The sequence below is a fragment of the Rufibacter sp. JT3400010 genome (assembly GCF_054956755.1).
On sequence record NZ_JBUDXA010000022.1, the window covers coordinates 47732 to 59870 of the forward strand.

Sequence of the window (12139 nt, forward strand, 5' to 3'; positions counted from 1 at the left end):
CGGTGCCATAGTTTAAGGTTTTGGGCGTTTCGTCAATTACTTTGTAGTTAGGTCAAACACAGAAGAAACGAAGGTGCCAAAAAGGTCTGTTTCTTCTGTATATTCTTTATCTCTTTTGACTACCCTTACCGCTACCAGGTTTAACTCAGGAACAATAATCAGGTAATTTCCCCAAGATCCTGTATGATAGTACCCTTTCAATTCTTGGGCAGTGGTTTTTATTTTAAATAAAGCACGGGGGCCGTTGGGTAATTTCTTCGTCATTGACTGCATGGTAGCTTGCCAGTTAGGTCCTAGCGCATTTTGAAGCCCTTTGGCTAATTCAGCATCACTGCTGAAAGAATGGTTCAGGAGAGGTCTTAATTTAGTTAATACACTGTCTGGCTCTCCTTGCTCTTTCAGTTTGGTTAGCTGTTCCTGGTCTAAAAGGATGGTGCCGGTTTTCTTGCGATACAGATTCCACACCAGTCCTATCTCTGGGTTTATCTGCTGACTCTGCACAATGGCTGAGTCGGCCCATCTTTCTTCAAAGAACCTTTTGCCGTTGTAGATTCCTTTGTGCAGCATTAATTGTCCGAACTTAGCTAAATCTTTGGGAAGAAGATAAAATCCTGCATGTCCCTGGGGTGTGCCAACTCCATCGCGTTTCCATTCAAACTGAGTGATACCCATGGGAGCAAAGAACTCTTCTTCAAAGTACTTATCCATCCGTTTTCCGCTGGCTTGTTGTATGATGCCTGGCAACAGGCAGATGGCTTTGTTGTTGTAGCTGTACACAGTGCCTGGTTTATCGGTCACTTCAGCCGCCAGCGCCAATTTTACCAAATCTTCTCCGGCACCTTTGGGCCCTGTTTCTATCTCCAATCTGGAATTGCGCTCGTTCTGTAGACCCGAAGTATGACTTAAAAGCATTCGTAACGTAATAACCCGCTTCTGGCCTTGTCGCCATTCGGGGTAAAAATCAGCTACCGGCTGGTCAATACTCTTAATCTTTTTATCATTCAGCAGCTTTGTGATTGCCACACTAATCAGGGCCTTGCCCACAGAAGCCACATAGGTAGGTGAAACCGGATTGCCAAAGTAGTCTTCTACTAAAACTTTGTCGTGTTGGATAAGCACCAGGCCATCGCTGTGGGTTCTTCGGGCTTGCGCCTTCAGGCTATCTAACCTGGTTTTGGAAATAGATTGGCAGAGGGAGGAACTGTAGACAAATAATAAGAGAAGAAACAGGGGAAAGCGCATACTTATGGACGTATAAGTTCTACAGATTCAATTGTTGGGCTATGAAATAGGATGCGTTTTGCTTTACTATAATTCAACTGGAAAGGCCAACCTTAGATAATCAGGTGCTTATTTCAGGCCAGACGTCAATCCTCAAATCTGAAAAACAGCTTAGTTGAGGTAGTGAAAATATGCTTACCGTACTACTTGGGGATGCAGGCAAATATAGCCTAAACCTCTTATTCTTAAAGATATGTATGATAGAAGAAAAGAATGAATCCCATCAGGTAAGTTCCTTGATCCACTGGTTCTGGAAAGTAGCTTAAAAAGGCCTATGTTCTACACTGAAGACTTCTAATGGTAAGTGTATAGCAGAGGAATGAGTTATATTCCCCCGTTAAACCAAACAGAAAACGTTAAAAAGCCATTTGAACACGAAGCACGGAAGCATACCGGAGGCGTCTGCAGGCCGCGTACAGTGTTTCATTCTCCCCCAAAAGGTCATAGATTTTTACATCATCAAAACCGGGGCGCCAGAAGCTACCGCCGGTTGGTAGATAAGGATTGACCACGCAGGTGATTTGTTTCAACTCAGTTACTTCCAGAAGTCCCCAATTGGTGGGTAGTTCCTCTGGTAGAATTACTCCGGCAGGAGCAAAAAGAAAGCGGTATTGGCCCAAATCTGCTCCGGGTACGTCATGGAACTGAGCTTGTCTGTCTTCCAGAAAACCTGGGCGGGAAAGGTAAATTTTAAGGGTGATGGTTCTTCCAAAGGAACCTATGCCAATAAGAAAAGGAACCTGTTCTTCTAACTCTACTTCAGAGGCCACTTTAAAAGCTGTGACGCAACCGCCCTCCTTTACTAGCCACTTACAAGCAGGTGCAATTATATCTTCGTGCGTCATTGTACTCTGGTTTCAATGCAACTAGCCTGCAAAGAAAGCAACTAGGATTGAAATCTATGTTGCTTTCTTTGTATTAATACACTAACAAAAAAGAAATTGGTTTCTCAGGGTCTCCTATTCCTTGCTTACTTTCTACTTACTAAGCTGTTTTGGAGGTAGGGTGTTTGTGGCTTGTTTTCTGAAAATAAGCCACAAACACCCATTACTAATCTAGTACTTCAAAGTAACCACGTTTGCCAATTCTCACTTTCACCGGTAATTTGGTGAGTGCTACCAGGCTTTGGGCATCCATAATCTTGGCTCCGTTCACGGTGACGCTTCCGGCCTCAATAAGCCTTTTCAGGTTAGACCGGCTTTCTTCGGTTTTCAATTTTTTGCAAAGGTCAAGCAGCCGAAGGTTTTCAGCTTGTTCAAGGCCCAACGTGCTGATCGAAAGGCTGGTAAATTCCTTTTCCTCAAACTTCTTGTTCTGGAACTGGGTCTGGAAAAACTCCTGGGCTTGTTGAGCGTCTACTTCAGAGTGGTATTGTTGCACCACGTTTAGCCCAATCTTCTTTTTAACCACCATCGGGTTTTCGCCTTGTTCCAGTTGAAGGAGTAGTTGTTGCTTTTCTATTGGTTTGAAATCAGTGACCAAATGCAGGTACTCTGGAAGCAGGGCGTCTGGGATAGACATAATCTTGCCGAACATCTCCTGAGGTTCGTCGGTGAGGCCTACAATGTTGTGCTCTGATTTGCTCATCTTGGCCGAGCCGTCAATGCCTTTGAGCAGCGGCATACAGAGAACTGCCTGGCCGGGTTTTCCCTGACCTTCCTGTAACTGACGACCCATGGAGCAGTTGAAGAGTTGGTCGGTGCCGCCCATCTCAATATCAGCGTTGATGATGACCGAATCATGCCCTTGCAGCAACGGGTACATTAACTCATGCAGGGAAATGGGCATGCCTTTCTCAAACCGGTTGTTGAAATCGGTGCGCTGCATAATCTGGGCCAGGGTTGCTTGGGAAAGCAATTTGATGGTTTCGGTCATGTCCATGCTGCCCAGCCACTCAGAATTGTAGCGGATCTGACATTTGCTCACGTCCAGAATTTTGGACAGCTGGTTCACGTAGGTCTGGGCATTGGTTTTCACTTGCTCGGCGTTCAGGGGCGGGCGTGATTTGTTTTTACCGGTGGGGTCGCCAATACGGGCGGTAAAGTCCCCGATGATGATGACAATGGTGTGCCCAAACTCCTGAAACTGCCGAAGCTTCTTCAACACCACGGCGTGGCCCAGGTGCAGGTCTGGTGCGGTGGGGTCAAAGCCCAGTTTGATGATGAGTTTCCGGTTTTCTTTTTCGGCGAGCTGTAGCTTTTCTTCCAGCGCATTATCTGGGAGGAAAATCTCCACATTTTCTTTCAATACAGTTACTGGTTCTGCGGCGTTCATGCGTGATAAAGTGATTAGTTGGGAAAATGGATTTGCTTAGAAAAAGCATCAGGCAGGACCGGGCAGAAAACAAAGAAGCCCAGGTCCGTGAACCTGGGCTTCTGTATGATGCGGTGTTTTTATTCCAAATCAAAGATAGCAATCCCAGGCTACGGCTATTTTGCAATAGGTAGAATAGGCTGAGTAAGGATAAAAGGATTGCTGGTGAAGGGTCATTTGTTTTTTATTGACTTGCCGCAAAGGAAAGAACACTTTTCTAAAACTCCAAATTTTGTGTTTCAGGCGTTTGCTTTGGAAAAGAGACTTGAACCAGAAACATCTTGGAAATAATAAAGCGGTCAGGCAAAGAATACTTTGGCCAGAGCTACAGCGGTGATCAATAGCCAGATGGAGTTCAATACCCAACTGGCGTGGGCTTTTTTATGCACTGCGTATAAAATCAGGAAAAAGCAGCCTAACACGTTCATGAGTAAATATTCCATAGATTGGCTGCTAATCAAGTTAAGGCTGTTTAAACTGAACGCTAAAAGTGAAAAGAGGGCACCAGCCCAGCCAATGGCTTCTCGTAGGTATTTCTGAAAGAATAACATGTACTTCTAATTTTGTACAAAGTACGGGCAAAGAAGAGGCCGGAAAAATGCTACTATTGAGTTAACTAATGCATAAATCAAATCACAGGCGGTGGATATACAGCAAATAAGATACTTTTTAGCCTTGGCAGAGGAACTGCATTTCTGGCATACAGCTGAGAAAATGTTCATCACGCAGTCGGCGTTGAGCCGGCAGATCAAAGCGCTGGAAGAGGAACTGGGGGTGCAGTTGTTTGAGCGGAGCAAGCGCAGTGTGAAACTTACCCAGGCCGGGGCTTTCCTGCGTGACCGCTGGCTTCTGCTCCTGGAGGAGATCACGCGCACGCACCGGCAGGCCCGCAAAATCCACGAAGGCGCGTACGGGTCCATCAGCATTGGTTATCCTGGGTCTGTGGCGTACGGGTTTCTGCCCGAAGTGGTCTCCCGCATTGCCCACACCTTGCCTGAACTTAAGGTTGAGTTGGTAGAGCCCATTGATATCAGTTTTGAAGAACTGTTGCTGAACTTCCAGATGGACCTGGCCATCAGGCGTGACCCCGCCGAAAACCCCGCGCTGCAATCCTTGTGCCTGTACTCAGAACCGTTCGCCCTGATTGTGCCCCAAGACCATCCCTTAACCGAAGAGAATTTTACCGGGCTCCAAGATGTGCGGGACGAGAAGTTCATCTTGTCTGGACTGCACCACAGAACGTTATATGTGAACAGCCTTCGGCAGATGTTCAAGGAATACGATTTTACTCCTAACGTGTACATTGAGTCTGATTTCGGGGCCATGATTCTGGGTCTGGTCGCCAGGGGTTTAGGGATTTCCGTGATGCCCAGTTCCTACGCCTTCGGGGCACCGCCCAATGTACGGTTCATCCACCTTCCGCAGAAAGTGAACCTCTACGTGACCTGGCGAAAAGATGACACCAGCCCGGTGCTCAGGAATGTGCTGGAACTGGTACAGCAGATAGCCCGTGAATATGAAACAAAATCTCCATAACAGCGCCCGTGGGAGTTGGTCATGCCTCTTTGCTGCGCGATGTTTAAAGGGAGCGAGAAGGTATATAAAGCCCCTTTTGGGCAAATAGTTGAAAAGCCGGTGTTCTATTGTGCAGCCAGAAAATCCTATCTATGCGCTGGAAGCATAAAACTCTTCAGGGCTTGTTTCAGCAAAATAAGCTCAAACCATTTTTACGAAACAGCGCCTTCCCTGCCAACCGCAAACCTAAAAAAGTCTACTATTGGTGGGGAAGACGCTGTTTCGTTCTCAAAATAAATGACTGTTATTGAGGTTGTTGCTGGTTGCTGTTCCAGATGTCTTTCTGTATTTTCCAATGGTCGTTTTCCCGCTTCCAGACTACCATGTACTTACCGGAGTCAAGGGGGTGGCCACCCTCGCCGGAGAGGGTATAGGTGCCCAGTTCTATGGCGGTCAGTTCCATCTGTTCCACCTCTACGGTGTCTAGGGTGATTCCTTTCACGCCCGTGTCCATGGCACTTTGCCAGTACTGCCCAATGGCGTCTCGGCCTATGATGGTGTCGCTGCCCGCAGGCAACAGCAGGGCGGTTTTGGTGTACAGGCTGGCTACGCCCGCGGCATTGCCCTGGTTAAAGGAAGAAACGAATTTTGAATTAAGGCTTTTGACTTCATCGGTAATGTCTGTGCTGAGTGCTTCCATAGAGTGAAGGGTTTGCAAGAAATGGTTGAAGTAATAGTAAGTGCCAGTAATTCAGGAGTCTCGCAGACAGTACTCAGAGTATTATCTGACTTTTCTCCCCGCCGGAGTGCCAATGTACTTTCAAACGATTGCCCGAACCGTAAAGATGCGAAGCTGGGCAGTTGTGCTATCAACTAAATGTGTAAGTAGTTCCGCGCAGAAACGCGGGAATAGGGAGTAAATGGAGGTAAGCTGCTTACTGCCTGTTTTTATGAAGATAGAAATAAACCAGAGAATTCAGAAACAAGGGGCGAAATATACATCAGTTTCAATCCTAATTTTCTTTTTGGCAGCGAAAATGGTGCGTATGGGTGAAGAAATAAAAAGGTGCGTTGCTGCCTTACTCTGCGGGTTACTAAGTACCAATAAGCAGGGAATGGCGTACACTAAAATTCTCCCTGAGTGTGAGACAAAAAATAAGATAACTTTGCCCCATCAGAGACAGTAAGCGCTATCAAAACAGGAACACTATGGACATGACGTTATCGCAGGAAAACTCCTCGCATAAAGAGATTGAAAAGGCCCTTGAAAATCAGCTTAAAATAACCAATACCATCACTGATAACGCTACTGTGGCCCTTTTCATGATGAATGACAAGGGATACTGCACTTTTATGAACCCTGCCGCTGAGAAGATGACCGGGTATACGTTTGCTGAAGTGCAGGAGAAACCACTGCATTACGTCATTCACCACCACCATCCAGACGGCACGCCTTATCCAATAGAAGAATGCCCTATTGACAGGGCGCTTCCCACCAACAGTGACGTACGGGCTCACCAAGATGTCTTTATCAGGAAAGACGGGACCTATTTCCCGGTGAGTTGTGCGGCTAGCCCAATCTTTGAGAATGGGGTGCCCGTTTCCACGGTGATTGAGGTAAAGGATTTAACGGAGGAAAAAGCAGCTGAGAAGGCTTTGCGCGACAGCGAAGACAAGTTCCGGTTTATGGCTGAATCCTTGCCTCAGATGTTCTGGACCACCCGGCCAGACGGGTATTGTGACTATTACAACCAGAAATGGGTAGAATACACCGGCTTGTCTATGGAGCAATTGTATGGCTTTGGTTGGTTAGACACCGTGCACCCAGATGATAAAGAAAACGCTAGAATTGCCTGGCTAAAAGCGGTAGAAAACAAAGTAGACTACCAGGTAGAGTACCGGGTTAGGCGGGCAGATGGCAAATACAGATGGCATTTGACCAAAGGGCTTCCCCGGTTCAATGAAAAGAATGAAGTGGTCATGTGGGTAGGAAGCACTACTGACTACCATGAGCAGAAAGGTTTGGTAGAAGAATTAGTCACGGCCAATGAAGAACTGGCGGCTTCTTTTGACCGTGAGGTAGCTGCTTCCCAGAAAGTTGAAACCCAACGCCAGATGCTGCATGATATTTTCATGCAAGCTCCTGCCCTTATCGCCATCCAGCGCGGCCCAGAGCATGTGTATGAAATGGTCAATCCGCATTACCAGAAATTAGCCCCCGGCCGAAACTTCATAGGTCTGAAGGTGGAAGACGCATGGCCAGAATTGAAAGAACAAGGCTTTTTTGATTTGCTGGACAATGTCTACAACACCGGGGAGTCTTTTGTTGGCAATGAGGTACTAGCCAAGATTGACCGGTATGATAATGGGGAGTTCTTAGATACGTATTACAATGTGGTGTACCAGGCTTTCAGAGAAGAAGGTAAGATTGTGGGTATCATCACCTTTGGATTTGAAGTGACAGACCTGGTAGAAGCAAAGCGAACTTTACAGGCAAATGGAAACAAATCAGTAGAATAATTTTGTTCGCCATTACGGGTGACCACCCACAACACTAAGTTCCTTTATGCTACATACCCAGCTGAACCTTGAACGGTTTGATATTCAGCAAGCTAGAATCAAATTTATTTTATTTAAATCAAAGCTGCGGGCAATTTTGTACGGAGGCGGAATAGATGAATCTATTCTTTCTCCGCGCGAGAATGCATTAGGCCAATGGCTTTATAGTGATGCACTAAGAAAATACAGCACTGTCCCAGAAGTAAGAGAAATAGAGAAACAGAATATAGCCATCACCAGCAAGGCAAATGGATTGGTTAACCTTTATAAGATTGGAAAGATTGAAGAAGCTCGTACAGGATTAAGGGATTTGGATCAAAACGAAGAGGAACTGATACGTCTTTTAGGGGTACTACAAGAGAAAGCAGGCGTTTAAAAATTCGCTTTTGGGCTTAAAGTAAGAAAGGTGGGCATATAGTCCACCTTTCTTACTTTAAGCCCAGGGCGTAATACCCACCACTTAAGATTCTTTCCCTATTTACAAGGGCTAAGCTCCAGCACTTTTGAGGACCTCGCCCACGGTGACAGACATTGGAGTTGTGGGTCGGCCAATGAGCGTAGAGAGCTGGTGGCTTTCATCAAACAAATCGTCTTGGGAGGCAGATGTGTCCCAACTGGCAATGGCCTGGGTCAACCCTTCTGGCAAGCCGAAACTGGCGAGGGCAGCGGCGTAATCGTTTTCGGGTAAATTCTTGTAAGGAATGTCCTTTCCGGTTTGGCGGGAGATTTCTGCGGCTAGGTCACGGAGGGTATAGGCTTCATCGCCGGCCAGTTCATAGACTTTGCCTTCGTGTCCTTCACTGGTGAGAACCACAACCGCAGCCTCCGCGAAATCGGCCCGGGAAGCGGAAGAGATTTTACCTTCGCCCGCGCTACCAATGAAAGCACCCCCGGCGAGTGCGCCCGGAATGGAGCCCGCGTAATTCTCGGTGTACCACCCATTGCGCAGGAGCGTATACGGGATGCCCGAATTTTCCAAGGCGGTCTCAGTGGCCAGGTGTTCTTCGGCCAGACTTAAGGATGAGGTATCTGCGTGTAAAAGGCTGGTATAGACAATGTATTTCACCCCGGCGTTTTTGGCGGCATCTATCACATTCTGGTGCTGCTTAGACCGTTTTCCTACGTCACTTCCTGAAATCAGCAACAAAGTATCTACGCCTTGCAAGGCTGTTTGAAGCGTTGCGGGCTGGTCATAATCTGCTTCGCGGGCTTCCACGCCCAGGTCAGCCGCTTTTTCAGGCGAACGAACCAACGCCACCAGGCTATCAGCAGATGTTCTTTCTTTTAGTTTATCTACCACCAGGCGGCCTAGTTGCCCTGTGGCTCCGGTAACGGCTATTTTCTTCATAGTTGTTGGTTTAAGGCTATCCAAGGTATTCTATACGCAAGTTGAGGAAAACTACTTGCGAAGGCTCAGTATTGAATAGTATACCTATTTATGGCTTCGGTTTAGGGGCTTTTTCTACAGAAATATGGCTAAAATGCCTTTATCCTTGCAGAAGGGCTACTTGTAGAAATATGCCGTAGATCCAACTGTTTAGAGTGGTTTATGTCAATGTTTATCATAATCTGGTGCTATGGCTTTGAAATATTTTAGGGTACAATTAAATGTATCCGAAAACTGACGTTTATTTCTTACGTTCCTGAATCTCTTCAAAGTAACGCATCACCTTTTCCTCTGTGTCTTTCTGAAGGTTAATATCTTTGAAAAGCGAGGTTCTCAAAGACCTATAGAGGGTAACGGCATGTTTCAAGCTATCTAACAACGCTTGTCGGTCGTATTCCGGAATCGTTTGCTTAAGGTAAGCTAAGTCTTCCTCATTTAAAGCACGTTCTACTTTTCTTACGCCGCGGGGCAGGTTCCCATTCTTGATGTGCAGCATGGGACCCAGTACTACCATTCGTAAGAACCCAAAAAAGTCAAACGCCTCCAGGTACTCGCCACGTCCAATCTTTAACAGGGCGTAATGTACCCAAATCCAGAAGCGGTCTTCTATCCATTGATAGTCTGGGTAGGGGAAATTGGCGGCGGAGCTATTCAAAGCAGTCTGAAGCTGGCCTTCTGTGTCAAGTAGGATGGTGGGTGTCTCAACTCGTGTATGAAATTCATCAAGCGTCAGGAATTTGATGTCAACATGAAGCAGGGGAGCATCATACAAGCAGATCAGGACTCTTGGATCTCCTACGTGCTCTCCCGTGAACCCAGACAAGAGCTTCCCTAGCTTTTCTGCGTAACCTAGCATCCTGTCTTTGCTATCAGAAATCTTCTCCTTGGTGACAAGAATAAGGTCTAAATCAGAGAATTCATCTATCTCGTTTGTGAGCCAGGAACCCCCCACCGCCAACCCGATAACGTCCTTGTCTTTTTCAAGAAGCTTTCTTGCTCTTTCCGCAAATTCAACTTGCACCATGGTCTTATCAAATTCTGTTTTACACTTTTAAGTTGCTACCTACTAAGGTAGTAGTTAGAATAAGTGAATAAAAGTCGGGTTGTCTCATGATCTAGCCTTGGAATAAGAAAAAGCGCCAGAGATGAGTCCGGCGCCTTTCCTAAAATTTGCTCCTGGCAACAGGGGGTAAATCCCGTTCGGTTTAATTTACTCTACTGGGCCATAGCCTACCACTACCACAGGATCAGCCACTCTAATGGAGTTGGCAGGGGCTTGGGAAGAAATCTGCGCAAGTGCCTGCTCAAACTTCTGGTTGATGACTTTCTTGTCATTCTTGAAGCCATCTATCACCACCGAGATTGGAAATATAAAGGTGGCAGAGGCGCCGCTTGCTTCCCACTTCGGCATTTTCTGAATCACTCTTAACGCTTCCTGATCCAGTAATGGATGGCTTCCCTGAAGAACCTTGAAGTCACCGGGAGTTCCGTCCTTCCCAATGGTAGCCTGCACAAAGACTCCGCCGTAGTAATTATTTTTTGAAGCTTCCAGGGGAATTCGGAAGGTCTGGCCTATGAACTTTAACAGTTCTCTTTTGCCTCCCGGAAAATGTGGTTCTGAGTGGGTTTGTGTTACTGCTTGGCTTTGTGCATTTGAGGCAGAAGATGGTGCCTTGTTCAATTCTGTTAAGGGCAGTTGATTGGAAGAGAGCGAAAGAGCCAGCAGACCCAACAGCGGGAAAGCCAAAACTTGTTTCACGTTGGAGGTGCTCTTTTTGGGTTGGTGAATCATTTTGAGGCGTTTTAGAGTGAGAGATTTATTGAAGTAATGACCTAAAGCAAAGTTGTTCTTCTGTAAAACCTGTTTGGCTAAAAGTAAACCATAGGCAGTTTTATCCTGGGTTTGGATGACGTGCGCATCGGCCAAGAATTCATGGGTGGCCGTGAGCGCTTTCCGGTAGAGGTAGAGGAGGGGATTAAACCAGAAAACTACGGTCAATACTTCCAGATACATCAGGTCATAACTGTGGCCCTGTTGTACGTGCACCCGCTCATGCTGCAAAATGCGCTCTTGTTCCTCTTGGGTTAGGGGTTGAGAATTGTCCCAGAAAATGTACCCGAAGAATGAAAAGGTGGGCCATTCTCCCTGGGTGGGAATTACGGTGAAGCCCTGTATCTCCTCAGTCTGTCCTTTATGTTTCTGGATAAACTTGTACAGGTGAAGCAGCTGCCTAAGAAAGCGAAAGGCGAATACAGTAATCCCAATTCCATACAGAAGCAGAAGAACAGTACCCCAATCTAAATTAAGATTGCCTGATGCCGGTTCTCCTTCAACCGCCTCGTTTACCACATAAGGTGTAAACGAAGGTACAAAAGCCGGGATGGAAGCTACCTCCTGAAAAGAAGGCAATTCCAGTAAAGGAAGCAGAAATGACACCACAGTAGCCCCCAGTAAATAGAAGCGGTTGTAGCGGAAGCACGATTCATTGCGCAGCAAATGCAGGTACAGCACGTAGAACGCCAGCAGGCAAACCGATGACTCCAGCAGGTAAGTAACAAAGCTATGATGCATGGTCGTCTTTTTGGGTTTGGGTTTTTACATAGTTTACCAGTTCTTCCAGTTCTTTCACGTCCAGTTCTTCCTCTTTCGCGAAGAAGGAGACCATGCGCTTGAAAGAGCCTCCAAAGTAGCCGCTGACAAAGTTTTTCAGGAAGAACCGCTGGTACTCGCTCTTTTGGATAAGCGGATAGTACTCGTGCGTTTTCCCGTAGGCCGTGTAACCCACAAAGCCTTTCTTCTCCAGAATCCTGATGATGGTGGAAACGGAGTTGTAGATGGGTTTAGGCTCTGGAAACTGCTCAATCACATCTTTCACAAAACCCTTGCCCAAGCTCCACAGAATCTGCATGACCTGCTCTTCGGCTTTGGTTAACTCTTTCATAAAGTGGCTGTTGATTTCTTTATGAAACGTATAACTTAAAATTAAGTTATACAACTTAATTTTAAGTTATTTTTATAAGGTATGTTTCTGCCTTGTTCAGAAGGAGAGCAGAGAGGAAAGTACAGTAGGTATTTTGGGAGTC

The 12139-nt window shown here is 46.4% G+C and carries 12 protein-coding genes; 3 read left to right on the forward strand and 9 right to left on the reverse strand.

The genetic code is table 11. From position 1 onward, the window contains the following. Window positions 1-36 precede the first annotated feature (36 nt). From ACY0JR_RS17240 to ACY0JR_RS17255, 4 genes are all read right to left on the reverse strand, one after another. On the reverse strand, window positions 37-1242 hold the full coding sequence (locus ACY0JR_RS17240; RefSeq protein WP_462635388.1) for a serine hydrolase domain-containing protein: 1206 nt from the start codon (window positions 1240-1242) through the stop codon (window positions 37-39). Window positions 1243-1637: 395 nt separating this feature from the next. Next, window positions 1638-2126 (reverse strand): hypothetical protein, encoded by a 489-nt coding sequence (locus ACY0JR_RS17245; RefSeq protein ID WP_462635389.1) that lies wholly within the window; start codon window positions 2124-2126, stop codon window positions 1638-1640. Between the two features lie 205 nt (window positions 2127-2331). After that, window positions 2332-3555, reverse strand: coding sequence for a tyrosine--tRNA ligase (tyrS, locus tag ACY0JR_RS17250; protein ID WP_462635390.1), 1224 nt, complete (start codon window positions 3553-3555; stop codon window positions 2332-2334). A gap of 338 nt (window positions 3556-3893) precedes the next feature. After that, window positions 3894-4145, reverse strand: coding sequence for a CBU_0592 family membrane protein (locus tag ACY0JR_RS17255; RefSeq protein WP_462635391.1), 252 nt, complete (start codon window positions 4143-4145; stop codon window positions 3894-3896). A gap of 91 nt (window positions 4146-4236) precedes the next feature. Between ACY0JR_RS17255 and ACY0JR_RS17260 the strand changes: the two genes are divergently transcribed. Next, window positions 4237-5130: a LysR family transcriptional regulator gene (locus ACY0JR_RS17260; RefSeq protein ID WP_462635392.1), complete on the forward strand. Its 894-nt coding sequence runs from the start codon at window positions 4237-4239 to the stop codon at window positions 5128-5130. 283 nt (window positions 5131-5413) lie between these two features. On the opposite strand, the gene ACY0JR_RS17265 is transcribed toward ACY0JR_RS17260, so the two are convergent. Then, complete coding sequence (locus ACY0JR_RS17265; protein WP_462635393.1) at window positions 5414-5809, reverse strand: YybH family protein; 396 nt, start codon at window positions 5807-5809, stop codon at window positions 5414-5416. Window positions 5810-6318: 509 nt separating this feature from the next. Between ACY0JR_RS17265 and ACY0JR_RS17270 the strand changes: the two genes are divergently transcribed. Both ACY0JR_RS17270 and ACY0JR_RS17275 read left to right on the forward strand, forming a co-directional pair. Continuing rightward, entirely contained in the window at window positions 6319-7629 is a 1311-nt protein-coding gene (locus ACY0JR_RS17270; protein WP_462635394.1) for a PAS domain-containing protein, read from the forward strand. 46 nt (window positions 7630-7675) lie between these two features. Then, window positions 7676-8044 (forward strand): CZB domain-containing protein, encoded by a 369-nt coding sequence (locus ACY0JR_RS17275; protein WP_462635395.1) that lies wholly within the window; start codon window positions 7676-7678, stop codon window positions 8042-8044. A 111-nt stretch (window positions 8045-8155) separates the two neighbouring features. Here the strand turns inward: ACY0JR_RS17275 and ACY0JR_RS17280 are convergent, their stop codons facing one another. The 4 genes from ACY0JR_RS17280 to ACY0JR_RS17295 form a co-directional block, all read right to left on the reverse strand. Beyond that, window positions 8156-9016 (reverse strand): SDR family oxidoreductase, encoded by an 861-nt coding sequence (locus ACY0JR_RS17280; RefSeq protein WP_462635396.1) that lies wholly within the window; start codon window positions 9014-9016, stop codon window positions 8156-8158. A 280-nt stretch (window positions 9017-9296) separates the two neighbouring features. Next, window positions 9297-10079, reverse strand: coding sequence for a nucleotidyltransferase domain-containing protein (locus tag ACY0JR_RS17285; RefSeq protein WP_462635397.1), 783 nt, complete (start codon window positions 10077-10079; stop codon window positions 9297-9299). Between the two features lie 186 nt (window positions 10080-10265). Continuing rightward, window positions 10266-11627 (reverse strand): M56 family metallopeptidase, encoded by a 1362-nt coding sequence (locus ACY0JR_RS17290; protein WP_462635398.1) that lies wholly within the window; start codon window positions 11625-11627, stop codon window positions 10266-10268. Continuing rightward, the gene (locus ACY0JR_RS17295; protein ID WP_462635399.1) at window positions 11617-11997 is read right to left on the reverse strand and encodes a BlaI/MecI/CopY family transcriptional regulator; all 381 of its coding nucleotides are present in this window, start codon (window positions 11995-11997) and stop codon (window positions 11617-11619) included. The genes ACY0JR_RS17290 and ACY0JR_RS17295 overlap by 11 nt, the downstream gene beginning before the upstream one ends. Between the last annotated feature and the right edge of the window lie 142 nt (window positions 11998-12139).